20 protein-coding genes are annotated in these 26,062 nt (G+C 62.2%); 11 read left to right on the top strand and 9 right to left on the bottom strand.

Annotated elements, in window-relative coordinates; translation table 11 throughout:
- Positions 1 to 5: 5 nt before the first annotated feature.
- Together BN1233_RS08300 and BN1233_RS08295 are read right to left on the bottom strand one after the other, a co-directional pair.
- Complete coding sequence (locus BN1233_RS08300; protein WP_046862985.1) at positions 6 to 992, bottom strand: aldo/keto reductase; 987 nt, start codon at positions 990 to 992, stop codon at positions 6 to 8.
- A 60-nt stretch (positions 993 to 1,052) separates the two neighbouring features.
- Positions 1,053 to 1,799 (bottom strand): TSUP family transporter, encoded by a 747-nt coding sequence (locus BN1233_RS08295; RefSeq protein ID WP_046863232.1) that lies wholly within the window; start codon positions 1,797 to 1,799, stop codon positions 1,053 to 1,055.
- Positions 1,800 to 2,002: 203 nt separating this feature from the next.
- Here BN1233_RS08295 and BN1233_RS08290 point away from each other — a divergent pair, with 203 nt between their 5' ends.
- From BN1233_RS08290 to BN1233_RS08270, 5 genes are all read left to right on the top strand, one after another.
- Positions 2,003 to 2,725 carry a molybdate ABC transporter substrate-binding protein gene (locus BN1233_RS08290; RefSeq protein ID WP_046862984.1) on the top strand — a complete coding sequence of 241 codons (723 nt, stop codon included), beginning with the start codon at positions 2,003 to 2,005 and terminating at the stop codon, positions 2,723 to 2,725.
- 54 nt (positions 2,726 to 2,779) lie between these two features.
- On the top strand, positions 2,780 to 3,709 hold the full coding sequence (locus BN1233_RS08285; protein WP_048709579.1) for an alpha/beta hydrolase: 930 nt from the start codon (positions 2,780 to 2,782) through the stop codon (positions 3,707 to 3,709).
- Positions 3,710 to 3,800: 91 nt separating this feature from the next.
- A complete protein-coding gene (locus BN1233_RS08280; protein WP_046862983.1) occupies positions 3,801 to 4,679 on the top strand; it encodes a fumarylacetoacetate hydrolase family protein in 879 nt (292 codons plus the stop codon).
- Positions 4,680 to 4,714: 35 nt separating this feature from the next.
- The gene (locus BN1233_RS08275) at positions 4,715 to 5,701 is read left to right on the top strand and encodes a Bug family tripartite tricarboxylate transporter substrate binding protein (RefSeq protein WP_046862982.1); all 987 of its coding nucleotides are present in this window, start codon (positions 4,715 to 4,717) and stop codon (positions 5,699 to 5,701) included.
- A gap of 168 nt (positions 5,702 to 5,869) precedes the next feature.
- Entirely contained in the window at positions 5,870 to 6,451 is a 582-nt protein-coding gene (locus BN1233_RS08270) for a glycosyltransferase (protein ID WP_048709576.1), read from the top strand.
- 369 nt (positions 6,452 to 6,820) lie between these two features.
- Here the strand turns inward: BN1233_RS08270 and BN1233_RS08265 are convergent, their stop codons facing one another.
- From BN1233_RS08265 to BN1233_RS08255, 3 genes are all read right to left on the bottom strand, one after another.
- Positions 6,821 to 7,114 (bottom strand): hypothetical protein, encoded by a 294-nt coding sequence (locus tag BN1233_RS08265; protein WP_046862981.1) that lies wholly within the window; start codon positions 7,112 to 7,114, stop codon positions 6,821 to 6,823.
- Between the two features lie 127 nt (positions 7,115 to 7,241).
- The gene (locus tag BN1233_RS08260; protein ID WP_048709573.1) at positions 7,242 to 11,411 is read right to left on the bottom strand and encodes a two-partner secretion domain-containing protein; all 4,170 of its coding nucleotides are present in this window, start codon (positions 11,409 to 11,411) and stop codon (positions 7,242 to 7,244) included.
- A gap of 51 nt (positions 11,412 to 11,462) precedes the next feature.
- Positions 11,463 to 13,274 carry a ShlB/FhaC/HecB family hemolysin secretion/activation protein gene (locus BN1233_RS08255; protein WP_082145257.1) on the bottom strand — a complete coding sequence of 604 codons (1,812 nt, stop codon included), beginning with the start codon at positions 13,272 to 13,274 and terminating at the stop codon, positions 11,463 to 11,465.
- A gap of 963 nt (positions 13,275 to 14,237) precedes the next feature.
- Here BN1233_RS08255 and BN1233_RS48265 point away from each other — a divergent pair.
- The 4 genes from BN1233_RS48265 (at position 14,238) to BN1233_RS42685 (ending at position 19,801) form a co-directional block, all read left to right on the top strand.
- Entirely contained in the window at positions 14,238 to 14,573 is a 336-nt protein-coding gene (locus BN1233_RS48265) for a hypothetical protein (protein WP_187144262.1), read from the top strand.
- Complete coding sequence (locus BN1233_RS08240) at positions 14,551 to 16,554, top strand: caspase family protein (protein WP_197094622.1); 2,004 nt, start codon at positions 14,551 to 14,553, stop codon at positions 16,552 to 16,554. The genes BN1233_RS48265 and BN1233_RS08240 overlap by 23 nt, the downstream gene beginning before the upstream one ends.
- Positions 16,555 to 16,610: 56 nt before the next feature.
- A complete protein-coding gene (locus BN1233_RS08235; protein WP_046862977.1) occupies positions 16,611 to 18,164 on the top strand; it encodes a methyltransferase regulatory domain-containing protein in 1,554 nt (517 codons plus the stop codon).
- 95 nt (positions 18,165 to 18,259) lie between these two features.
- Complete coding sequence (locus BN1233_RS42685; protein ID WP_052763734.1) at positions 18,260 to 19,801, top strand: transglycosylase SLT domain-containing protein; 1,542 nt, start codon at positions 18,260 to 18,262, stop codon at positions 19,799 to 19,801.
- Positions 19,802 to 19,996: 195 nt separating this feature from the next.
- On the opposite strand, the gene BN1233_RS08225 is transcribed toward BN1233_RS42685, so the two are convergent.
- On the bottom strand, positions 19,997 to 21,724 hold the full coding sequence (locus tag BN1233_RS08225) for a DUF4384 domain-containing protein (protein ID WP_244470976.1): 1,728 nt from the start codon (positions 21,722 to 21,724) through the stop codon (positions 19,997 to 19,999).
- Positions 21,725 to 21,946: 222 nt separating this feature from the next.
- Here BN1233_RS08225 and BN1233_RS08220 point away from each other — a divergent pair, with 222 nt between their 5' ends.
- Both BN1233_RS08220 and BN1233_RS08215 read left to right on the top strand, forming a co-directional pair.
- On the top strand, positions 21,947 to 22,384 hold the full coding sequence (locus tag BN1233_RS08220) for a hypothetical protein (RefSeq protein WP_046862975.1): 438 nt from the start codon (positions 21,947 to 21,949) through the stop codon (positions 22,382 to 22,384).
- A 97-nt stretch (positions 22,385 to 22,481) separates the two neighbouring features.
- Positions 22,482 to 22,760, top strand: coding sequence for a hypothetical protein (locus BN1233_RS08215; RefSeq protein ID WP_046862974.1), 279 nt, complete (start codon positions 22,482 to 22,484; stop codon positions 22,758 to 22,760).
- A gap of 11 nt (positions 22,761 to 22,771) precedes the next feature.
- Here the strand turns inward: BN1233_RS08215 and BN1233_RS08210 are convergent, their stop codons facing one another.
- The 3 genes from BN1233_RS08210 to tagF are packed head-to-tail and all read right to left on the bottom strand — an operon-like array spanning position 22,772 to position 26,060.
- A complete protein-coding gene (locus BN1233_RS08210) occupies positions 22,772 to 24,598 on the bottom strand; it encodes a serine/threonine-protein kinase (RefSeq protein WP_046862973.1) in 1,827 nt (608 codons plus the stop codon).
- Entirely contained in the window at positions 24,598 to 25,371 is a 774-nt protein-coding gene (locus BN1233_RS08205) for a PP2C family protein-serine/threonine phosphatase (RefSeq protein ID WP_046862972.1), read from the bottom strand. Before BN1233_RS08205 ends, BN1233_RS08210 begins: the two co-directional genes overlap by 1 nt.
- Positions 25,368 to 26,060, bottom strand: coding sequence for a type VI secretion system-associated protein TagF (gene tagF / locus BN1233_RS08200; RefSeq protein ID WP_046862971.1), 693 nt, complete (start codon positions 26,058 to 26,060; stop codon positions 25,368 to 25,370). Before tagF ends, BN1233_RS08205 begins: the two co-directional genes overlap by 4 nt.
- Positions 26,061 to 26,062: the final 2 nt, after the last annotated feature.

Here is a 26,062-nt window from a genome sequence, read left to right as displayed (position 1 = left end):
CCGATCTATATTCCCAGGCCCTTGAGTTGCGCCTCCGGATAGCGAGGCCCGGCCGCAATGCCGACCGGAAAGGCAGACTCGAGTTCCGCAATTTCGGGTTCGCTCAAGGCGACGTCGACGGCCGACACGTTCTCCTCGAGAAATCGCCGCCGCTTTGTACCCGGGATGGGCACAAGATCTTCGTCGCGGGAAAGCAACCAGGCGAGCACCACCTGAGCCGGAGAACACCCATTCGCCGAGGCGATCCTGGCCAGCGGCTCGAGGAGAGCGAGATTGCGCTCGAAATTGCCCTCCTGGAATCGGGGATGGGCGTGCCTTCGATCCGTGGGAATGAGGTCTTGGCGACTTCGAAAGCTCCCCGTGAGGAAACCGCGGCCGAGCGGACTGTAGGGAACCAGCCCGATCCCAAGTTCGCGCAGCAAGGGAAGGATTTCGGCTTCCACGTCCCGCGACCACAGCGAATATTCGGTCTGAAGCGCGCTGATCGGGTGGACGCGGTGTGCGCGTCTGATCGTATTCGCGCCAGCCTCGCAGAGGCCGAGAAACCGCACCTTGCCCTGGTCGACGAGACGAGCCATGGCCCCGACCGTGTCCTCGATGGGAACGGTCGGATCGATCCGGTGGATGTAATAGAGGTCGATCACGTCCATTCCGAGCCGGCGGAGACTCCGCTCGCAGGCGACCGGCACATAATCCGGTCGTCCATTGGTGCCGCCTCGCTCGCCGTTCGGTCCACGAATATTGCCGAACTTCGTGCAGATCATCAGGCGATTTCGACGGTCGCGTATCGCCGCCCCGAGAAGCTCCTCGTTCCGTCCGGCACCGTAAGCATCCGAGGTATCGAACAGGGTGATCCCGAGCTCAATCGCACGGTGGATCGTGGCGGTCGATTCCACATCATCAGGCACACCGTAATCCGAAGTCATTCCCGAACAGCCGAGTCCGATGGCGGACACGCGAAGACCCGTGGGTCCAAGCCGGCGACTGATCATCTCCACCTCGCAGCGCGACGAAAGGCGATCCTTCACCAAAGCGGCGGAGCACCCACCCGCTCAGCCGCCCGCGAAGGCCGCCAGACCCTGAATGAGATATACCGCTCCGACCGCCAGGACGAGTCTCTGCGTCCAGAGACGGAACTGGACGTCCGTCAGCCGCTCCAGAATGGCCCTGCTGAGGCTCGTCCCCGCGAGGGCCGTGGCGACCGAAATACCGAGCACGGGCCAGCCGGTCTCGGCGATGTTACCGCTGATGACTCCCCCGAAGTAGACGAGCTTGATCAGGTGCGTGGCAACTTGGCAGACAGCCTTCGTCGCCACCACCGAACGCCGGTCGAGCAGAGTCCGGACAAAGAAGATGTCGAGAGCCGGCCCCGAGACGCCGGAGAGAAGCTGCAACGCCGTGCCGATGAATCCGCAGGCCTCCGCTCCCAGGGGCCGATCCGCCCTCGGCGAGAACCGATGGGGCAACGCCGCAATCAGAAACGGCATCAATCCCATCAGGATGAAGACGAGCGCGCGGTCAGGGACGAATTGCACGGCCATGAAAAGGCCGAACGCGATCGCCGATCCCACTCCGTAGCGGGCGAGGATTGCCCAATCGACATAGGCGCGCCAGAGGAACGCGCGCCACCCGTTCGAGGCCGCCTGCGTGATTCCATGGAGAATCATCGCAGCGGGAACGGACATCAGCATCAGCAGAAGACCCATCAGGATCATGCCGCCCGCCATTCCGAAGATGCCGGAAAGGAAGGAGGTGCCGAGAACCACGAGCCCGATGACGAAGACGAATCCAGGGGTCATGACCCGGCTGCTGGCTCCTTGCTTGTTCGACGAACGCCCATACGCATCGACTTCCGCCGAGATTCCCCTGATCCGACCGGAATTACCAGAGCGCAGGAGGCCGTCAATTCGAGTTCTGTCGACTGCGACCTCGCGAAGTTCACTCGCCTTCACGATGCCCTTGGGTCTCGACTCGGCTCATGATGTAACTCCAGGAGACAGCGTTGCCAAATGATCTGCCCGAACGTCGCGTACCTCTTCGTGTGCTTGCTGCCGGTGCGGCGAAAGCCGTCGTCTCGACTCTCGCTCCTCTTCACCAATCACGCTTTGGGCAGATGCTGGATGTCACGTTCGATACGGTTGGCGCACTTCGCGACCGCGCCTTGCAGGGCGAGCCGGCGGATATCCTGATCCTCAGCGATACGGCCATGCGGGTGGTCGACGAGGCTTTGCCCAGAACTTTGCGCGTGACGCGTGATCTTGGGCGGACCGGCATCGGCCTTGCCGGAGCTGCAGGGCGTGAACCTACGGACATTGCAACGCCGGAAAGCTTTCGCGACCTCCTGCTCAACGCACACTCCATCGGCTATGCCGACCCGGCCCGAGGCGCAACGGCTGGGACACAATTCGCGCGTACGCTCGATCAACTCGGCCTGACAGTACGGCTACGTGATCGGCTGAGTGTCTTTGCCTTCGGTGTCGATGCCGTCTCGGCCGTGTCTCGCGGCGAGGTCGAGATCGCCGTCAGCCAGGCCACGGAAATCGTGCCCCGGCCCGAGGTTTCGTTCCTGGGGCTGTTCCCGGAGCCCTATCAGCTCTGGACCTGCTATCAGGCCGCGACATTGTCGGATCGAGAGGACGCAAAGGCATTCCTCGATCTGCTCGGGGGCTCAGAAGGAACGGCCGCTCTTCGCCACAGCGGCTTCGTCCACTCAGAGGCCGCATGACCCGAGCGCAGACCGGAATGTAGCCGAACAGATCAACCACTCAGGGAGATTGCCGTGAATGAAGACTCTACGAAAGCCGTCGTGACAGGACGCGAGCACTGGACCAACAAGGGCGACGTCAGGCTGTTTCTGTTCGAAAAGTCCCAGCGGCAGAACGAACCCAAAGGAACCATCCTCTTCGTGCACGGGTCGTCAATGGCTTCACAGCCGACTTTCGACCTGCAGGTCGAGGGGCGCCCCTATTCGTCGGTGATGGACTGGTTCGTAAGCAAGGGATTCGACACCTGGTGTGTCGACATGGAGGGCTATGGCCGATCGGACAAGCACAGGAATATCAACTGCGACATCGCAAATGGTGCGGATGACCTCTCTGCGGCCTCCGATTATATCCTCCGCACGCGGAACTGTGGCCCCCTGCTCGTCTACGGGATCTCCTCGGGGGCCCTCCGCGCCGCACTCTTCGCCGAGCGCCATCCCGAGCGCGTCAAGCGGCTTGCACTCGATGCCTTTGTGTGGACCGGCCAGGGCAGTCCGACGCTGGCGGAACGCACCAAGAAACTGCCGGAGTACCAGGCGAAGAACCGCCGGCCCATCGATATGAATTTCGTCAGGAGCATCTTCACCCGCGACCATCCAGGAACGGCGGACGATCGGGTCGTCGAGGCCTTTGCAAAGGCCATACTGTCGCTCGACGATTCCGTGCCGACCGGAACCTATGTCGACATGTGCTCGAAACTGCCCGTGGTCAGTCCCGAGAAGATCACGATGCCGACGATCATCATCCGCGGCGAGTTCGACGGCATCGCGAGCTTCGGAGATCTCATCGAGTTTTTCACGCGGCTTCCCAACCCGGACAAGCAGTTCAGCGTGATGCCGGGAATCGCCCACGCGTCATTTCAGCAGAAGAACTACATGATGGTGTATCACATCCTGCACGCCTTCTTTGCGCAGCCGGAACCCGTCTATACGTCGCCTCATGCCTGAGGCCTCACCCCGGTAGAGACACCCTACAGGCGTGTGTTTCACCGCACGCCCATTCATGAACCAACTTCAAAAGCGCGAACGAGGAACGAACATGAGACTTGTGACATTTCAGGATGGTAATGGCACTCGCATCGGCGTTCTGGTGGGAGACGGTGAGATCGTAGACCTCGCCGTAGCCGATGCATCACTCCCGCGGACCATGCTCGACCTGCTTGCCAGCGGCGTGTCATTCGAGGTTCTCGACAAGGCAGTTCGGGGCGCAAGACGGATGCGGGTGGAGGATGTGAAGCTTAAGGCCCCCCTCCCCCGGCCTCCGCGGAATATCTTCTGCGTCGGGAAGAACTATCACGCGCATGCCAAGGAATTCGCGAATAGCGGCTATGATGCGAGCGCGAAGGAAGTCGTGCCCGAAGTGCCCGTCATCTTCTCGAAGCCGCCATCCGCGGTGATCGGGCCCCATGAACCGATCCCATCGTATCTCGATCCGACCTCATCCGTCGATTACGAGGGCGAGCTTACGATCGTGATCGGCAAGGGAGGGCGTGGCATCAGCAAGTCCAGCGCCCTGTCGCATGTGTTCGGCTATACGATCATCAACGATGTGACGGCGCGAACCCTGCAGGAGCGGCATCGTCAATGGCTGCTCGGAAAGGGCATCGACGGCTTCTGCCCGATGGGACCGGCGATCCTCACGAACGACGAAGTCCCTGATCCGACGGCCTTGGAATTGCGCACTTGGGTGAATGGTGAGCTCCGCCAGGAAGCTCCCCTTTCTGACCTGATTTTCGACATCCCGACCCTCATCGAGACGATCTCGGCTCGGATTACTCTCGAGCCGGGTGACTTGATCGCGACCGGCACGCCTGCCGGGGTCGGGCTCGGCTTCTCGCCGCCCAAATTCCTGAAACCAGATGATGTCGTGCGGATCGAGGTGACAGGCATCGGGGCGCTAGAGAATCCCGTCGCCTGAGCCCGACGGAAGCATAATCACAAGGGAGGACAACGATGAAACGCCGCACCTTCATGAAAGGCCTCGCGATGGTGCCCGGGCTCGCCGCACTCGAGCGAACGGGCGCCTTCGCGCAGCAGACCTGGCCGACACGGACCATCACGATGATCGTCCCGTTCCCACCTGGCGGCCAAGCAGATCTCGCGGCAAGGCCGGTCGCTGCCGCGCTCGAGAAGATCCTGGGACAACCGGTCATTGTCGAAAACCGCGGGGGCGCGGGCGGTGCCGTCGGAAACGCTGCGGTCGCGAAGGCGGAACCGGATGGCTACACGCTGCTGATGACCCTGTCGTCCCTGGCAGTGCTGCCCGAAGCCGACAGATTGTTCGGACGACAGCCCTCTTACGAAGTGAGCCAGTTGGCGCCGGTCGCTCGGGTCCTGGCGGACCCCACCCTCCTGGCCGTTCCGGCGAGTGCACCCTGGAAAACCCTGCAGGACTTCGTGGCGGATGCAAAGGCACGGCCCGGAGCGATTCCTTACGGCTCGTCGGGACCTTACGGCACACTCCACGTCGCGATGGAAATGTTCGCGAACCAGGCCGGCATCAAGCTCCTTCATGTGCCCTACCGTGGAGCAGGCCCTGCCGTCACGGGCCTCCTCTCCGGCCAGATCCAGGCGCTCGCCTCCGCGCCCGGCGTGCTGAAGCCGCATGTGGACTCGGGCGCCATGCGAGTCTTGGCGAACTGGGGAGCGCAAAGGACTGCGAGCTTCCCGGACCTGCCTACCTTTAAGGAACTCGGATATTCGGACGTCGAGTTCTACATCTGGGCCGGCCTGTTCGCGCCGCGCAATCTTCCCGAACCGATCATGACCCGACTGAGAGAATCGATGGGCCAGGCGCTCAAGAACCCGGACGTCTCCGGCACGTTCGAAAAGGCTGGAAGCCCGCCGGCCTATCAGGATGCTCCCGACTTCGCCCGGTTCGTCCAAAACGACAGCGCCCGATTGATCTCCGCCGTGCAAAGGATCGGCAAGGTCGAGTGAGAACCCCCTCCTGATCAGCCTGTACGATAGCTCCGGCCCCGTGCAGGCCTGCCTCTCGAGCATCGATCTTCAAGCGAAGGAAACGGATATCGGATATGGCGGGGATCACTTGTTCCGCCATGATCGGGGCGGGCACGAGATCCTCTCTCATCCTCGACAGGAGAATGCATGACGCGCGTCGCGATCGGGATTCCATCCTTCGATATGGTGCACGCGGATTTCGCCATGAGCCTTGCCCTCATGGCTTATGCAACGAGGGACCTGGATCTCGTCATTTTGAACGGCAAGAACTCCGTCCTTCCCACGGCAAGGAACCAGATCGTCAAGGCATCTCAGGAACTCGAGGCCGAATGGCTGCTCTTCCTCGACTCGGACCTGATTTTTCCGCCCGATACGCTGAAGCGCCTCCTGGGTCACGGCCACGATATCGTTGGCGCGACCTATCGCCGGCGCACAGCCCCCAACGACATGCTCGGTGCAACACTCGAGCCGAAGGCCGGTGATTACGACAGCGGTCTGGTCGAGATGTCCTATCTTCCGACCGGTTGCCTTCTCGTGCGGCTCGGTGTCTTCGAGGCGTTCCGCCCACCCGTCTTCCGGTTCGCCATCGACGAGGAGCGAGGGGAAACTCTCGGGGAAGACTATGTTTTCTCGGCCGAGGCACGACAGCATGGTTACCATCTCTGGTGCGATATAGACCTGTCGAAATGTCTCGGGCATATCGGGCAGGTGGTGTGGCGGCCACATTAGCAGAAATTCTGATACTGGATGAAGTTTGCCGGTGCGCCGCCGCTCGACCCAGCGCAAGTTCGATAATCGAACGTATTCAGTTACCTACGGGATCACTCTGCCAGATTCAGTATCCACCGGATCAAATTGCTCCAACAGGGTAACCCCTGAGCCGACGTTAACCGCCTCTGGTGCAACAGCGCGTCTGCCGCCAGTCGCCGTTGCTCTAGCTGCACCGGGGTTAAGTGCGCCGGCCGCCATGGGCCGTCATCCGTCGTGCACCACCTCACGATGATCTGCTCGGCCCGATGTTACACCTCTTCCGTGACGATCATTAAGCGTCTTTCCTTCATACGTCCGAGGATTGCGTTTGGGTCTTCGAGCCCTTTGTCAAGAGGCCCATAGCGCGTGACCCCTGCTGCCGTTGTTAGTGCGATGCAACACTACGTTCGTTTCAAGTTGTGCAGCCTTTTGCGAGAGCTCCTCCGTTTTTCGGGTCAGGGCCAGCTGATTGCGGCATTCGTCCACCAACTTGTTGCTGGCTGCAGGTTCGCGAATCTTGCGACCTAACGGCTCCCTTGCAACTTCCATCCAGGAAGTACTCGATATGTCGAGATAGATATCGTCCGACTGGATGAACATGCTGTGCCGCGAGCTTATCCTGCTGCGCGCCTTCAGAGCCATAGAGCCCTCCCACTATGACCATCAGTGCAGTGGTTTAGTGCTATCGCCCCCGGCCTTTACGGTTCTGTTCCAGCGACACGCTGGTCGAACGGAGGTAGAAAATGATCAAGGAAGTCACGTGACGCAATTAGAGGCCAACAGCTTTTGTGAGCCTTGCTTCAACCATTTCGAGGCTGGAAGCGATTGCCGCGCCCTGCCGCGCCCGAATCCTTGCTACCTCCTTTGCCTCAGCGCGTGCTCGAGTTGGACTTGCCCCTTGCTGGATCTGGATGCGAGCGATCGCTGGTTCATCATCCGCTCGCAGTAGTGCAATTGCCTTGCGGACCACCGAAATAGCAACCCGGACGGCCGCGCGAGCTTCCTGCACTGTGCGAGCCACGCGGACACGCTGGGCCGTCTGCCTGATCGTTGCGGCAATACCGCGGAACGGTGGTGGCAGCTCGACCACCCGACTATCGAGATCTCGGGCGTAGCGCTCGAGAGCATCGCCGACGCAAGACGAGTATCCTTTGGCATCGATCTCCCGACGGTCGAGACGATTCTCGCACTCGGCAATACGTTGCTGAAGCTCTGCCGACACCTGCTCGACGAACGCCAAGGTCGCAAGAGCAGCATCGCGCGTGATCGTCCCGAGTCCCGTCCCGAGCGTCGGGCCACCACCCCCGCCCCCACCACTTCCGCCGCTACCGCCGCCACTGTCCTCGATAACGATCGTGTCTGGTGGGTTCCACGTAATCGGGATAGTGGTCGGCAGATTTGAGACAAGATTGGTGCCACGGCCCGCTTCCGCAGCAATAGCGGGATTCGGCCCGACGATCAGTGTGCCGGGAACGTAGGTGACGTTATAGTTGGCGATGTCGCCCTGCGCATCGCCGACAAAGATTGGGTAAAGGCCGAAGAATGCCGCGCTGCCGCTGCCGGGACTAGAGAACGCCACGGACGAAATCTGATCGCCATTCACTAGGCCGACCGGTGTGAACTCACTGCCGGTGAATACCAAGTTAGTGCCAAACGGCTTGATCTGATTGTTGGCGACAATCGTGAGCGGAGCCGGGGTCACCGTGAGAGTTGGGCTCGCTGCCGACGCACCGTCCGGACCTGTGACGACCACGCGATAAGGCACGCCGAGCGCGCTGATGATGAGTGGCGCTCCGGTCGTCGGGTCAATCGGCGCCGTTATTGGATAGATCCCCACAGCACTGTTCGTTGTCGCTGAGGTCGCGAGGGCGCCCGACGGATTCACGACATCTCCCGGCGGTCCGAATACGAAACTCGACGGGCCGCCGAAACTGGCGATTACGGGAAGCGCCGGATTCGGCTGTCCGTATTGACGGGACACATCTCCTGGAATGACCCGAATCACCGGTGAGACCGCATAAAGCTCAGGATAGTACAACCCGTCCGGAGGAGCCCAAGTGGTCTCGAAGTTCCACCCTTGCGCGCGCGCCAATGGGACGAATGTAGTTGCAGTCGTGAGTTGCTCGGTCGTCAATGATGTGGCTTCAAAGGTCCCCTGGTTTGTTCCAAACCCAGCGCTTCTGCCTGTTGCTGTCGTGTCCCAGAAAGATCGCGTGACGCTTGAACTCAAATTTTCGTTCGTGCCAACGAGACCACCCACGATTTGTGTCGGATTGCCCGAACCAACTGTGTCAAAGGGTACAGCACCGCTCGCGTATGCCTCTTCAATGATGCCGCTGTTCGCACCGACAAGGCCGCCTCTGGTCAGGACAGGGGCACCATTCAAAATGCCAGCTGGAATATCACTCTGCGAGTACGATTGCTGGACAGTCCCAGCTTCGTTCGAACCAGCTAGACCACCTTGAATGATGGTTACTGCCGGGCCTCCTGTTGAATTGGCTGAACTGGAAATCGTCGCTCGTGTGAACGTCTGATTGATTGCTCCTAAATTGATGCCGACAAGTCCTCCGACCGTCACCGATGCCGAGCCTTCGTCCGCAAATGCCACGCCTCGAACTGTGTCACCCGACGTTCCGATACCAGAAAGCGCGCCATAACCCGATCGACTGATGGTTCCTGCGTTGTTGCCCACTAATCCACCAACGGTCACCTGCGCAGAGCTGCTGGTGCCCCGTTGATCCACAGTTCCGGTGACGGACCCTGAAGCATGTACGTTAGTAATGATGCTTCCATTGTTGGTCCCGATTAGGGCCCCAGTGGTCGCTCCGCCAACGATGCTGACACCGGAAAGCGTAACAGCTTGGATGTTATTCGACCCAGTCTCAGAAGACTCGGTTTGCCCGAACAAGCCGACGTTCAGGTCACCGGGTCTTCCGATTGTCAGTCCGCTTATAACATGACCAGCGCCGTTGAAGTTTCCTGAAAAGGGCGCTTGGTCGCCCACAATGTTTCCGCCGATAGGGAGGAAACCGCTAAATGCGCCGGGCTGTTCAGGGACTGGGTTCCAGTTCCCTGTCCCAGTTGCATCGATGTCATTAGTAAGCACATAACTTGCGGCGAGATAATCACCTCGCGTCGCAATGCCCTGGAGGCCATAGACGTCGGTGATTTGATAAGGAGCTCCTACTGATCCGTCGCCGCCGAGGACTCTCAGAAAGCTCCCTGCGGCGTTGCCGGACTCACTTGTTTCGATTCGAAAATCGCTGGCGGTGAAGGCCGGAAGATTGGCCGTATTCTGCTCCCAGTTTCCGCCCTGCAGGATGAATGTGCCGACTTTGATCGCTCCAAGCGGAGCAGTTGGTGTAGTGATCAAGCCGCCTGCCTGCAGGCTCAAGCCACCGGCCGTAGCGGTGATGTCCTGGTTGATAATGATGTTGTTGTCCGCCTGCAGCGTGAGGGTGGTACCCGACAGCCAGGTAATCGGAACATTCACGCTAATGTCGCCGAGGTCTGTTCCGGTAGCGAATGTGTTGATCGTGACGCTCGCTGAGTTCAGCGTGTCCTGGAGCGAAACAACGCTGATCGAGGACACGGAAGGGTTCGGAGAGTTATTTCCCGGCACCACCGTCGCACCGGTGGCGTCAATCGAGACATTGGTCGGATCGAGCAGCAGCGTCCCGAAACTGCCTTTCGGTGCCGAAAGATTGACGAGACCCTGATACTCGAGGACGGCCTTTCCCGAGACCTCCGCGTTGCCGCCATTGCCGCCCTCGGGCCCGCCTTTGGCGCTGATCATGCCTGCGTAGGTGGTCTTCTCGTCGGACCAGATGACAATGTTGCCGCCATTGCCCTTCGTCGTCGCGTCGGCCTTGATCGTTGTGTTCTTGTCGACAGCGGTCGTCTGCGCGCGCGGGAGATCCCCCTTGCCCTGGTAGGCACCACCGATCCTGATTGAACCACCGCCGGCTGTGCCGCTCGCATCGATGGAGGCACCCTTGAGATCGATATGCCGACCCGTGACCGTGACGGCGCCACCTTTGGCATCGCGATGCAGGCCGCGAGCGTCAAGCTGCCCGGAAATCGTGATCTTGCCGCCCTCGCCGCCACCAAGGACGATGGCGCCCGAGCGGCCGCTGACGGTTCGTGCTTCGATGACGCCCGACATGTTGATGACTTGCCGCGCCATCTCGCGGGCGGTCGCCGCCTTGATCTCGACCCGACCGCCATTGGCACGGATGCGGCCCGACTGACGGATGAGGTCACCGGACCCTGTTTGTGTCGACGGCACGGCGACCTGCAGGAAGCCATCACCGGATAGATCAAGCGTCGCCTGCTCGCCGGCGCCGAGGCCGACCTTGCCGATTGGCACGCTGACCGTGCCGGCATTGTCGACCGTGCCGCCGATCAGCGCCGCGTAGCCGCCTCGCCCGATCTCGATTGCGCCTTCATTGGTGACGGCGGCCGATCGACCATTGCCGGTGAAGATGCGTTTGCCGTTGATGAAATCCTCGTCGCTGATCCCGAGGGTCGAGGCGACGAAGGCACCAGCCTTGACGACCCCGGTCTTGGTGATGGCGATTCCGTTCGGATTGACGAGGTAGACCTGGCCGTTGGCGTTGAGCTGCCCGGCAATGGTCGAGGGGGTCGAGCCTATCACCCGGTTCAGAAGCGATGACAAAGACGATGGTTGGCTGATGTCGACGCGCGCGCCTGAGCCGATCGAGAAGCCCTGCCAGTTGACAATCGCCGTCCCAGACGACTGGGTGATCGCCATGGCATTCGGCTGCGGCGTTGTAATGCCAACCGCGCCATAAGCCACCGTGCCGCCGGTTGGCAGTTCCCCGGCCAGGGCCGGCACCGCGCCGACCAGAGCCGTCGAGGCCAGAAGAGTGGCCGTGAGATGGTGGGTGGCGGTAAGACGCTGGCCCCTGTAGTCCATTGGCGGTCACCCTGTGATCGTGGTGTGCTGGTTGAATGCCTGCGTCAGCTCCTAGAACCGGATTGAGCCGACGAAGGTGAAGCGGTTGGCATCGGGCTCATTGTCGTCACGAAAGGCGCGGCCGAACTCGAGGGCGAGGTAGGCGTCCGAGAAGTTGGGATCGATCGTGGCGCCAAAGCGCAATCCGACAGCAAGCGAGGAGACATATGTGATTCCCTGCTCGAGCACGGTCGGCCGCTGCAGGTAGAGGGCGCCAGTCGCCGCGTAGGCATAGGGCGCAACAGTGACTGGAACGGCAAGACCAGAAATGGTCCAGGGTGAGGAGACCTCGGCTCGCACCACCCAGCCGCTGTCCCCACCGAGCGTGCCGGCATCGAAGGTCGACAGCTCGTTGAACGACGCAATACCAATCTGCTCGGAGCGCGCCAGGGCCTGATTGAACGACGTCTGGCCTCGCGCATAAGCCGCAAAGGCGAGATGTTCGGCGACGGGCTGCGTTATCGAGGCGATCGCCTCGAACTTCTGGAAATCAGCGTCGGCGCCGAGGCGCGAGAGCGGGTTGAAGATGTTCGCCTCGGCGGCGCTGCGAGCGCCGAGGCCGTCAAGTCCGAAAGAGGCGATCGCCCGCGCCGCGACGATTCCGTTCGCGGGCAGAAGATAGGATATGTCGCCGGCAAGGCGCGCGATGCGCAGGCGATCGGACGACAACGGAATGTCAAGGCCGGGCAATGGAAGCGAGAAGTCTTCGGTTTGCGCGTCAAAGATCAGCTCCGAGCCAACATTGAGTTGGCGCGAGCGCACCCAGGGATAGCGCAGGCGAAGTGATAGACGCTCGAAGACGCTTGCTGTCTGGAACGAGAGCGGCTTCGGCGTCGTCTTGCTTTGCGTCCCCTCGATGTTGAAGGTCAACCCATCAACGCCGATCGGCACGACCGTCCCGGCCGCCAAGGTGCGCACCCGCGGCCGGTCAGTAAAGAGCCCACCGAAGCCGCGAAAGTCGTCGCCGCCAGGATGACCATAGGCGCGTAGATAGATCGTCTCGCCGACACCCAGGACGCTGTTGAGGTCGAGACCAGTGTTGATGACGGAGCGCCCAAGGGCGCTTGCGAGCGTATTGTCGGCCCCGACAAAGCCGCTCACCGGCCGATGCTTGGCCTCAACGACGAGGATCGTGCCAGCGGCGCCCTCCCCCCGCTTGAGGGTTGATGTCAAAGCCGTGCCCGGGGTGTCGCCCGCCAACAGCAAGCGCCGCTCGATCTGCGCAAGGGTGAGACCACGCTGGCCCACGAGGGGTGTCACGACGGCAAGCACCCGTGGCCGAATCATCTCCGGCACGCCCGCCGCCTCGACACGCTCGATATAGCCGTTGATCACGACGATCCGGAGGGTGCCGCCATCCTTCAGGGTCTGGGCTGGCAGGACGACGCGCACGAGCACATAGCCGGCGCGGGTATAGGCGGCTTCCAGATCGCGTACGGCTGCAAAGAGCTCGCTCGCCTTGATGGGCTGGCCGACGAGACGTTGCTCAAGGGCGCGATGGACGGCGGCTAGGGCGGGAAGGGGTCCCTCGACGGTGATGCCCTTGAGACGCACCGTGAGGCGGTCTGCCCCCGGCGGGGCATCGAGCCCCGGTCTCCCCGAGAAGACAATCGCTCCACCTGCCTGTGGAGTCCCTGGGCGGAAACTCGGCGGAGTGATCTGGCTGGCGGTCTGGGAAAAGGCGGCCCCGGGCAGAAGCACTGTCAGGACAAGAGCCGCAAGCCTCCGGCGCGTGGACGCCTTCTCAAGCCCTAAGCCGTGGCTGCCGTGACAGTCGCGAGCGACTTGCCACCGTGCGCGCCGCACGTGCCTCTGCTGCTGCATTCCAGATCCCTTGATCTGGACAAATCGATCATCCAATGGAGAAGCACGTCAAGAGGATAACGATCGGCTCCTAACAACATTTAATTTAAGTAAGACGGCGTGACTTTCCGATCACGTCTGGATTGCGTTCCGAACAATGGTCGCAACGTTCCCACTCATCGGCCTAGCGCCGCAAGGCGTGACCACCGTTCTAAACCTCCCAACCAAGCCTCTCCTCGGGTCTTCGACGACCGATGCTCCAATCGAGCCGGGCGCTATCCCCAAGTTGGACGTTCTCGCCGGCCAGGCGCTTGTTGACTAGGCAGCCCACCGCCAGCGGGACCGTCGCTCTCCTCTCGAACACCGGCGACTCGCATCTGTCCCCGAGCATCCCCTACACGACAGGCGGCAGCATCTTCTTCCCGAGTGGCGTCAACCTCGTCGTCCAGTCACCGAATCCAGGAGGATTCACTCTCGACGACACCATTCGAACGGAAATGCGCTATTCACCATGTTAGGGCTGCTTACGATCACGTCCGGATCCTCGCTCCAGAGCAAGGCCGGTGATGTCGGAGCATCGGTCCCGCAATTTCTGAACTTCGGGGTTCGAACGCGATTCAGACAGCTGGCCGCTTCCTTCTTTGCAGCATCAGTCCGTTCCTCGACTTCCGGTGCGGGCTCGGCGGCACGCTCTTCGGGCGCCCCTTCGCGGCATTCCCGCCCGAGACGATCGGTGAGCCGGGCAGCCAGATTATCTATGTCACCAGTTTTCCCGTCATACCGGCGAATCTCGTCACCGTGCTCCCAACGGACCTCAATCCCTTAACGGGATCCGCCCGACACAATCGATATAGCCTTGCCCAGTGGCGGCGGTGGGCCTACGCTCGGCATGGGGCTCGACACGGAAGAACGTACGGTCAGGACCCTCGACTTCGTCGAACGGAACTCGAGCGGCAGGTGGCGGAGTGCGATCGCGAGTTCGAGATGAATCGTGCGAACACGCAGGGATATGTCACCTGCGTTGGAAATGCTCTGGAAACCTATGCCGACGCACTCGACCGCCGGGTTGTCGACCTGCCTCAGCCGCTCCGGGGCGTGTCTGCCTTCATCCGTGAGGCGGCCCGCCGGGTCAGGGCATCGCGGATGGTGTCGGAGGCTCGTGCAGCGGTCGGGACCGCGATCAGAGAGGTCCTCAAGGTTATCGCGCTCCTCCGGGCCGATGAGCCGACCGCTGCGCGCATCCAGGTCAGGCTGGGCAACCGGATCGAAGCAGCACTTCAGTCGGTGGAGAACCGCCTTGCGAAGGCTGGTGGACTCTAGCGCCGGCCGCCACCTCCTCGGTGCGCTTGTCCTGGTCGCAACGCTGATCTGCAGCGTACAGATCACCCTGGCTCAGCCGGTCAAGGCGGAAAAACGCGTCGCGCTGGTGATCGGCAACAGCGGGTATCAGCACCTGCAGGCGCTGCGAAATCCGGCGAACGACGCCTCCGACATAGCCGCAGCCCTGAAAACGCTCGGCTTCGACGTGATCCATGGGACCGACCTGAGCCAGGCGGCCATGGAGCAGGCGATCAAGACATTCACGCAAACCGCACGAGAGGCGGATGTCTCGCTGTTCTATTACGCCGGCCACGGCTTTCAGGTTTCGTCCCGTAACTATCTCGTTCCGGTCGATGCCACGATCCGGAACCGGGACGACGTTGCCCGGAACACGGTCGAGTTGCGGAACATCATTCAGGACCTCGAGAACAGCAAGGGTATCCACCTCGTCTTCCTCGATGCCTGCCGCAACAACCCCCTGCCTGCTTCATCAGCCGAAGCAGGGACGAGTCCGATCCAGAACGGGCTTGCGCGGGTCGGGAATGCGGCCGGATTCATGATCTCGTTCGCGACACAGCCCGACAATGTCGCCTTCGATGGAGGCGGCCGGAACAGCCCGTTCACGAAAGCGCTCCTCGGCCATCTGAATACGCGCGGGCAGGACGTCGGGTCCATGATGATCTCTGTGCGCAAGGATGTGCTGGCTGCGACCGGCGGGTACCAGGTGCCGTGGGAGAACTCCTCTCTCACACGCCAATTCTATTTCGCGCCGGGACCGGCACCGACCTCACCGGAGACGCAGCTGTTTCAGCTTTCTGCCAGCACCCGCGACCCGACGCTGATGCAGATCTATCTCGAACGCTACCCGGAAGGAGGCCACGTCTCGGACGTGAAGGAACTCATGAAGGGAGTTCAGGTCGCGGCCCTGCCGCAACAGAACAGCGCGGTTCGCAGCACGCCCACGTCGAACAGCCTCGCAGAGGAGACGCTCTGGGACCTCGCGCGGCGTTCCCGGATGCGCCCGCTGGTGGAGTTCTATCTCGCGCGCAATCCGGACGGCCGCTACGCGCCCGAAGCCCGCGAGATGCTCCAGGCCCTGCCGAAGATCGGCGATCCGGATGAACCGCCGGAATCGATCTGCGAGCGGTTGGCCACTCATCCCCGTGACGCCACTGCCAACACCGCCGGCGTGCCGCTCGGCGAACTTGCGCGCAACGCGGAGGTTGCGATCGCTGCCTGCCGGAAGGCCGTCGCGGCCAATCCGGAAATGCCGCATTATACCGCCCTCCTCGCGCGAGCCCTGGCCGCGGCCGGCCACCGAGACCAAGCGATCCGGCTGTATCGGGATGCAGCGGAGCGCGGCAATCTCCGCGCCATGGTCAGCCTCGGCCTAATTTTGGAAACCGGTGACGGCGCTCCGAAGGACCTCAAGGCGGCCATTTCGCTGTATGAGCATGCGGCCGAGAGAGGGAGTCCGGATGGGGCCATCAACCTCGCCGTCGCTCTGATCCAGGGCGCCGGAATCCGGCGCGACGTCCGTCGGGCTGTCGAACTCCTGAACCGAGCCTCCGAGGCAGGCTCGGCGATCGCGACCTACAATCTCGGCGTGCTCGCGCAGGATAATGTCGCGGGGACGCCAGCCTCAGCCTTGGGATATTTCGAGAAGGCGACCGAACTCGGTGACCCAAGGGGATATCTCGCCGCGGCGATCCTTCTCGACGAGGGACGGGGGATCAAGAAAGATCCGGCTGCTGCGGCTGACAATCTCCTCCAGGGCATCGCTTCGGATTCCGGCGAGTCTCTCAACGAGATGGCGACGAAATCGACCAATTGGTCGAGCGATACGATCCGCGCCCTCCAGACCCGTCTGAAGAAAAGCGGCTATTACGACGGCTCGATCAACGGGCGCGGAGGGCCGAAATTGACTGCTGCACTCAGGCAGTGGCGAAATGTCGGGACGCTCAATCTCACAGGCGGCTAGCCCGAACGAGAGGACCAGGACCGACGGAGAGCCACCGAGACAAGGTGAATCGGACGATGAGCGAACACAGCACAGCCTACGACGAAGTTCGCTACCCGCCGATCGCCTTCCCGCAGACTCACCCGGCTGCACTGGAAACACTCGCCTTCCTGCATGGAATGGACCCCGCGCGGGCAGATCGCTGCCGTGTCCTCGAACTGGGCTGTGGCAGTGGCGCCAACCTGATCCCGATGGCTCATCAGTATCCGCGCAGCACCTTCCTGGGGCTCGATCTCAGTGCGCTCGCGATTGCAGAGGGCACGAGGATGATCGATGCGCTCAGCATGGCGAATGTCAGCCTACGCCGCTGCGATATCATGGAAGTTGGTCCTGACCTCGGCACATTCGACTACGTCATCGCGCATGGCGTCTATTCCTGGGTTCCGCCGAGCGTCCAGGACAAGATGATGGCCGTGTTCTCACAGAATCTCGCACAGCAGGGCGTTGCTTATGTGAGCTACAATTGCCTGCCGTACGGGCATCTGCGACGGGTCGCCCGAGACCTCATGCGGTTCCACACCCGTGACATCCACGACCCGAAGCAGCGGATCGATCAAGCACGCAAGATCCTTCAGTTCGCGGCCGAGGCAACGGACGATTCCTCGCTCTACGGCGTGCTCCTCCGGCATCTTGCGCACCGGACGAGCCAGGTTCCCGACGCGGTTCTGTACCATGACGATCTCGACGAGGGCTTTACGGCCTTTCTGTTCTCGGACGTTATGGCATGCGCGGCGCGGAACCGGTTGCAGTTCCTCTCCGAGGCCGCCTCGTCGCCGGAACTGCACGGACATCTCGAGCCGATGAACGAGTTTCTAGACCGGTTTCCGAACGATGAGATCGTAGCCCGGGAGCAGTACATGGATTTCCTCCTGGGCCGCGGCTTCCGCGAGACCCTGCTCTGCCATGCGGATCTCCGCCTGGAGCGAAAGATCGATCCGTCCTGCGTAATGGAGCTGTTCATAGCGTCGAACACCGAGCCGGAAAGCGGTCCGATTGATCCGGCGGCGAGCGGCACGGTGACGTTTCGCACCGGATCTGGAGCGTCGATCTCGGTCGACCACGAATTGTGCAAGGCAGCGTTCCTGCATCTCGGCGAGATCTGGCCGCAAGCGGAACATTTCGACCAGCTCTTGCGGAGTGCAGCGGCAAGGCTCGAGCGTGATCCGGACGCCGCAGCGTCCCTGGCCGAGAGGAAGGGGTTGGCGCAAGTCCTCTGCCGGGCATTCCTGGCCCGCACCGTCGTGCTGCGGCGGACGGCAGCGCCGATGACGCTCGCCATCCACGACCGCCCGGAAGCGAGCGCCCTCGCCCGTTGGCAAGCCGCTCACGGGCTTCCCGTCATCAACCTGCTGCACTGGACGATATCGCTCGACGATGAGATCGTCCGGACCTTTCTTCAGCTCCTCGACGGGACCCGCACGATCGACCAGCTCTGCGAAGGGGTCCGCCACGCCCTGTCGTACCAAGGTCAACTTGCTGAAGGCAGGAGCCCTGCCGAAACCTTGGTCAGCCAGTCCACGGTCGAGGACAACCTAGAGCGGGTTGCCCGGCTTGGAGTCCTGGTCGCCTGAATGATCCGGATTGTGCCCAGAATCACCGTGCTGTCCGACCAGATGAGCTATGGGACAATAGCTACTCTCGGCTGTGAGCGGCAAACCAGGTTTCCATGAAGGACAGTTACCGCGCCTTCAAAGCCAGACTTACCGAGGAGGCTTGCCTCGAGCAGATCATGCTGCTCCGCTTCGGAGGCCTGGAACTCGATTGCCTAGTTTGCGGGCGGCGCTCCCGTTTCAAACAGGTTCTCAAGCGACGCGCCTATTCGTGCGAGAACTGCGGGCATGCCGCCTATCCTTGCCTCGGGACCCCTTTCGAAAAGCTCCGCACGCCGCTGGCCGACTGGTTTTTCGCCATATCGCTCAGAGCCCAAAAACCGCGGGATGTCGCGAAGGAGCTGGAGCGCCAAGCCGGCCTCCCCCGTGCGACGGCCGAGCGCTTGCGGCAGGATCTAGTGGCGTTCGCTGAAAAGGGCGGTGCATTCGTAGGCTGGCTCGACGCGATTGCCCTCTCGATCAGCCCAAAGCAGGCTGCCCCCTCTACGGACTCCTCATCTGCCCTCACCATCGTGCGGCTCGATGCGAAACCGTCCGCAGAGCCAGTGCGGAAATCGCCCTCGAGCACGCCGACTCCAGATAATCCGGCAGCATCCGTTGGCCACTCTCGCCTGACACTCGTTGCTGCAGGTGTACTGGGTGCCGGTCTGGCACTCGGCTCCGTCTTCCTCGTCTTGAGGCCACACGAATCTCCGCCTCAATCGGTCGAGGACAGCTTTGCGCCGACATTGTCTGTGACGGCGCCGCGCCCGCGGCTCACTCTTGCTGCAGTCGAGGAGGATCTCGCGGCCGCAAAGGCTGCCGTCGAAGCGGTCACGGCAGCAGACGACAAGGAGCCTGCCCCGGCTCAGCCGGTTTCGCCCGCTCCATCGCCAGGCTTGCCAGCACCTCCGCCGGGACCGCGCATCGCGCCGAAAGGCGACCCAAACGACATCATCGCCTTCGGGCAGATTCGGGTGCGGCGCCATCTCGTCGAAACCGTCGTCCGGGCGAGCCGGGTCGTTGGTGCAGACCCGACGCTCCTGATGGCCGTGGCCGACAAGGAATCAAGCTTTAAGACCGAGGTGAAAGCCAAGACTTCGTCCGCAACAGGTCTCTTCCAGTTCATCGAACGGACCTGGCTGGGCGTGCTCTACGAGTTCGGTGCGAAATACGGCTTGGATCGGGAGGTGAAGGCAATCCTACGAGTGGGAAACCAGTTCACAGTGCCGGACCCGGAAGAACGGGCCAGAATCCTGGATCTGCGCCGCGAGCCCTATCTGTCGGCGCTGATGGCCGGAGAGATGCTGAAGCGGGACACGCTTCGGATCGAGAAGCGTATCGGCCGATATCTCACGGGCGGCGAAATCTATCTGGTGCACTTTCTCGGCCCTGCCGGAGCGCAGGCCTTTATCGACCGCGTCGAAGGAAATCCCGAACTCGCCGCCGCCGAGATCCTGCCGGCCCCGGCCGAGGCGAACAAATCGATCTTCTACGACAAGGACGGCGCACGGTCCGTCGCCGAGATCCACAAGATCTTCGAGGAGATGATCTCGACGAGGCTCAACCGGTACCAAGAAGTCCGGCGGATTACTCCTGCGGCGATTTCGAGCCAGTGAGACGCTGATGCACTGTCGCGCCCACCGCATTGCTCTGAACCGTATACATCAACACACTGCCCCTCCCGTCGCACTCCCGTCATTGCGAGCCGCAGGCGAAGCAATCTACCCGTCGACGGATGCGCTCCTGGATTGCTTCACTGCGTTCGCAATGACGAAGAGGCAGGAGGAAGTGAAACGAAAACGTATGCGCATTCAATTCGCAAACGTCTGCACGAGATAATAGGCGTATTCGAGCTGAACGCCTGGATCCCGTCGGCGAGCCTCGGCGAGGGCGGCGTCGAAAGCCGAAAGATACCCCTTCGCGTCCTCGGATGTCGGCCGCACGTCTGGAAAGAGACGACGTGTGCTTGCAACCGCCACGACCATGTCGAGCCCGAATGGTGGACCGATCGTGGCTTTCAATCCACGCCCGCGACTCCCTCCAACCGCGAATGCCTCGTTTGGCTCGACGCGCTGCTCCTCGAGATTGCGCGTCGGCAGGAGGTGATAGACCCGTCCATCGGCGGTGAAATAGTCGACATAGATGTAGGCCGTGAAGGCCGGGCCCGCGAGCTTCAGTTCCAGTGGCATGCCGGCCTTCAGGCGGACCACTCCCGATTGGGCAGGCGACCCGAGCATCTCCAGTCCCTGCCGTTGATCGGATGATTTCGTGAGCCCCGGCTGACCGAGGAAGGCTAGCACCCGGCAATAGGGTTCGCCGACGATGTAGAGGTTCCTGTTCACGACTTGCTTCACACCATCGATCGCCGTCAAAGTGGCGACGAGGCGATCCCGATCCTCTGAAGATCGAATATGCCCCGAGATCGACACGGATCCCTCCGCGGCATCCCAGCCCATCTGCAGGCGTGCGCAGTCAAACCCGCCGATCGCCTGCGTCAGCGCGATCCGGGGACTAGCAGTCGGCTTGTCCAATCGGGGTGGGAGGAGCATTGCAGCCATCTCTGAGCGGTCCTCTCCCTGGAGCGCAGCAGCTGGCCCGTTCGGCGTCAGCACCGAAACGGCCTCATGGGGGGAGTTGCTCTCGACAGGATCGAGATGGGAGGCCGCCAGAGATTCCAAAGGTTGCGCGGTGGAGGGGATTGGACTCACCTCTGCAATCGCCGGTGCCATCTCAGCTACCACCACGGGCTTCGCTGGTGATAGGGCTGACACTACGGTCTCTTCCCCATTCGCTGGAGCCAGCACGGGTGCTGCCGATACGGCGTCCACGTCCGGCATGCGCGCAGCGGGAGGCGGCAGCTCCAGAGATTGCGCCAGTAGCGGCAGTGCTTCGATCGGCTTCGCAGATTTCGGCTCAGGAGTGACAATCGCATCAAGCGGCGGCGAGGCGTTGCCTGTACCCGATATCGCGACAGGAGCGACGGGCGTTGAAGCAGGCGGACCCACCTTTGAAACGGTGGCGAATTCCACCGCGGAAACCGATCCCGGCAGGGGGAGAGCCGGCGCGGCGTAGTGGAGTTCTACGGGACGGGAATCCACCCGCACGACCGTGTCGCGATCTGGTGGCTCTGCAGCTTTGAGAGCCTGGGCTTGCTCCTCGACCGCCGACTCGGCCAGTTCGGGAACTGGGACGGGCGCCGATGCTACTCCGGCAAGTGCATGCAGTTCACCGGCGGGCGGCAGCTCCTGCGGTTCGATTGGCGAGCTCGACGGGCCGATTGGTTCAACTGGCGCTACTGCTGCAATCGACCCGAGATCCGAAACCCCAATATTCAAGAGCTGTGGCGGCATCTCCCGGAGGGCGTCGATCTCGGTCACCTCTGCAACGGGAACGGTCTCATGGAGAGGCACATCGATCACGATGTCCGCGACGATCGCGGGAGGCTCCAAGACACGGGGCCGGTCCGGCAATTCGTCGCTGAGATCGGCAAACAGGAACAATATGGCGGCGTGCAAACCCAGAGACGCCAGCAACGGCACTGTCGGCAAACGCTTTGTGCCTCCCGAAGGCTCTGGCCTCGAACCGATGACCAGAACCTCCTCCGCCTGTTCGGAGTCAGATCGAATTGCCGGCCCTGCCGAGTCCTCACTCGGAAGCCGGACGGTCCCCACCGATCCAGGATCAAGGGCTGGCGCCTCGTCCATCATGGACCCATCATAGTTTGCCTGCGATCCTGCGGGAACACGCCAGACGAGACCAGCATGCGCCACCACACTATTCACCTTTTTCTCGCTGCGAGCCTGAGCCTGCCGACCGTTGCGACCGCCCAGACAGCAGCACCGGCTGGAAAGAAGATCTCGGTCGAACTGAACAAGCTCGAATCCGTGCCGAATGCCTGCCGGGGCTATTTCGTGATCGGCAACGGCACGACGGATGCGTTGAAGGAGTTGCGGCTGGACGTGTTCCTCTTCGACAAGGCTGGGGTCATCCTGAGGCGGGTCGGCCTCAACTTCACAGATATCCGCCCCGAGCGCTCGAAAGTCGTGCTCTTCGACATCCCCGATGTGTCCTGTGGCGATATCGGCCGGCTCATCGTCAATGATGTCCTCGCCTGCAATGGATCCTCAGGCACACCGCTTCCGGATTGCGCGAGCCTCGTGACAACGAGCACACGGGCAGAGGCCACATTCGTGTATTGATGAAGGGCTGCGTTGCAGTCAGACCGGCGAATGCGGGCAAATGCCCATAGTGACATCGCCGCCCTGCCGCCCGAATTCGAGGAATCGAGGCTCACCCATGGCACGGAACCGTTTCGAGCAAGTCGACGAGCCCCAGGAAGACGCCATCACGCTGTCGCTCACGGCGCGTGACGGCGAACCTTTTGGCACAATCCTGTGCCCGGCCGGAGTGACGGCCGGCAGGCTCAAGGAGAGCGTCACGAGCGCCGAGATGGGCGTGGTCGAAGCCTTCCGCTCCGCCATACGTCTCGCAAATGAAATCAAGGCTCCGATCGTGGTCGTCGATCCGGATCGCGTGTGGAAAGAGGAATGGGGCGATCTGTATCGGGAGCAGTGAATTCTCGACGATCAGCCCTCCAGCCTGAAATATTTGACTGCGACATCGATCGGGAATCCACGCGTTCGCGCCTCGTCGGCCAGAAGCGGGAACAGGGCATCGGCCGCGATCGGCTTGCCCGTCGCAAGGAGCGCAAGCGGCTTGGGACTCGCAATAGCGAGGACGAGTTGCGGCTTGGCCCGCCCCCCTTCCGGGCGGTTCAGGCGGAGGTTGAACGTAATCGTTCCGTTCTCCCGCTTCAGGTAATCGGAGAGAGTGTAGACGTAGCCGTCATCCGCGACGAGGACGACGTCGACGTGCTGATCGCCGAAACCCTCTACCGAGCCGCTGAGCGGCTCCCCGTCCTTGAGGCTGAAGGCCTCGATCTCCAGCTTTGGCGCGCGTGCAGAATCGATTCCGACCTTTCGCAGGAAAGTGACGGCCGGACATTGTGCATCGGTCAGAAGGCGCAGACTGATCTGCGCCTCGAATCCAAGAGCTCTCTTGAAGGCCTCATCGAAAGCCTGGAACGGGGTCGGGGTCGAGCCGAAACCTTCGACCGCGGCTGTACCCGCGCCTACATTCGTCGGATTGAGGAAGAAGCAATCCCCTCCCTCATAGTCCCGTACGTAGCGGGTGACCGGATCGGAGGACGTGAAGCGCTGCGGGATTACGGGTGGCGCATCATTCGCAGGCTCTGTCGGGGATGTGGGCGGCGGCGTGGTATTTGGCGTTGTCGGACTTGGTGGAGGCATCAGTTCCGGAGGAGATGCGCCTGGGCCGGAAAGCGCAGGCTCCGGTGGCCTGACCGTGCCTTGGCCAGACGGCTCGGTCGGAGTGCCACTCGAGGATCCGGGATCGAGTCCTGGAGTCTGAATACTGGCCGGATTCGTAACCTTGCTGCCATTGGGCCCTGTGAGCTGTGGCAGGAGAAGGAAGGTTATGCCCGCGACAGCGGCTACGCCGGCGACACTCGCCGCTGCAATGGGCCACTTCCTGCCCGCAGGCGCGGGTGTCTCGAAGCGCCAGGCCGCAACCTCAGCCATCGTCGCGATGCGATCGTCCGAATTGGGCTCGAGCATCCTCGCGAGGAGCGGCCGCAGGCGAGGATCAACTGCACCGAGATCAGGCATCTTTCGGCGTTTTTCGACGACCTGGAGCTGCGTGCCTCCCATGTCGAGCGGTCTGCCGAGCGAAGCTTCGGCGATGACGAGGCCCAGGCTGTAGATGTCGGACTTCGGCGTGACCTCGCCGCCGAAGAGGCCGAGTTGCTCGGGTGAGACGTAGCCGAATTTGCCCGCAAACCCGTCGCCGATAATCGTTCCGTCCCCGAACAGCGTCGTCCGTGCAATGCCGAAATCGATGATCTTTGCCCGCGCGACGCTTCCTGAGGGCAGGATGACGTTGTCGGGCGAGACGTCACGATGGACGATGCCGAGCTCGTGCGCCGCCTGGAGGCCGCCCGCGATGCGCCGCAACAGAATGACAACGGACTCGAATGAAAGCGGCCCCTGCTTGAGAACGTCGGAGAGCGCTTGCCCGTCGACATATTCCATCGCCAGGTACGGCGCCCTGAGATCCGGGTCGACCGAGAATACGTAGTAGCGGACGATCGCCTCGTTATAGAGGTTGTGGAGCGCCGTTGCCTCTTTCCGGAATAGGGCAAGTGCGGCCTCGCTCTCGGCCAGATCCGGCCGGATCGTCTTGATCGCCACGGCGTCGCCCGTCTGGATGGCGCGTCCCTTGTAGACCTCGCCCATGCCGCCGACTGCGATCAGCCGCTCGATTTCGTAGATGCCGTTGAGACGCGTTCCGGGGCCGCATGTGGGACACGCCGACGTTGTTCGATCTCGGATCATCAGGCCCGAATCTCTGCGCGAGAGGACTGATATCGCATCACGATGACGGTCACATTGTCGGTTCCGCCCCGCTTCAGCGCAAGTGCAACGAGCGCGTCGCAGGCAGCCTGTGCCGGCGCGTGTTCGACATGATCCCGAATCTCCTGGTCCTCGACATGGGCCGTGAGACCATCGCTGCAGATCACGAAAACATCTCCGCTTTCGAGCATCCCCTGGTTCAGGTCGAATTCCGGATCATCCTGCACGCCCAGAGCACGGACGAGAACGTTCCGTCGTGGCCATTGCTTCGCCTCCTTGGCGCTCAGCAGCCCCCTGTCGACCAGTTCCTGAGCTTCCGTGTGATCACGGGAGAGTTGCGAGATTGCAGCCGCGCGAATGAGATAGATGCGGGAATCTCCCGACCAGACGCAGGCATAATGCTGTTCGAAAACCAGCAGGGCCGCGACGGTCGAGCCGACGATCGCGCTCCCACGCTCACGTGCGATCTCGCGCAGGCGCTTATTGGCCCGCAGGATCCTGTCCTCGAACCGCGCGAGCAGGTCCGGAGCGGAAGCAGGCGAACCGATCGAGCGCAGGGCTTCGATGACCGTCTCGCTTGCGACGTCTCCTGCCTCGTGGCCTCCCATCCCGTCGGCAACTGCCCAGAGCCCGCTGTCGGGGTCCGCGATACAGTTGTCCTCATTGTGGTTACGCACGAGGCCGACATGAGTGGCAATCCCCGTCTCGTACGAGGCGGAGGCCGGCAAGCCGATTAGATCCGACGCTACGATCACCCAGGAACTCCGTCGAGCCGACCCGTCAGCAGGCCCGTAAAGACGTAGGGATCCGGCATCCGGTGACCGACGAGCACAAGCGGCGGAAATCCCTCGCCGCCGATTGTCCACCAAAAGGAAGCCGTCGCATAGGCCCTGGCGTAGTCTTCGGCCCGGATGGCTGCGAGAACTCCCGGGAGAGCGGAGCCGGTGGCAACCGCGGCCATGGTCCCGTCGGCCAGACGAACAACCTCTGATCCTGGCGGAGACGCGGGATGGGAGAGAGGAGGCTCGAGATCGCCCAGGGACTGCGAGACCGCCTCGAACGTGGCGTCCGGCTCGAGCGCAGACAGAAGGAATTCTTCTGCTTTCGAGTACCAGGCCTCCTGGGGATCGAGTTCCGGAGGAGGAATAGCCTCGGGATGCTCCGCCGATGCGAAGATCGTGAGTGGAAAATAGCGACCGACTCCATCGACGGACGGCATGAACGCACCCGTTGTGGTCACACCGCTGCAGATCTCCGAGCCGAGCCAGAAACGCCAGATTGGCGCGCGAAGGAAGGCCTGCTGCCACGCATTGCCGAGATCCACGCGGCTTGCCGAGAGTCCGCCTTGCAGCCATGGCTCCCACACACGCAGGAAGCCCTGGGGCATGTATACAGCTACGAAGTCGCGCTTCGAAGGGAGCTTTCCGTAGAGGCCGCAACGCATCC

The sequence above is a fragment of the Microvirga massiliensis genome (genome assembly GCF_001006805.1).
Taxonomy (GTDB): Bacteria; Pseudomonadota; Alphaproteobacteria; order Rhizobiales; family Beijerinckiaceae; genus Microvirga; species Microvirga massiliensis.
This window is presented reverse-complemented; position numbering and strand designations above follow the sequence as displayed.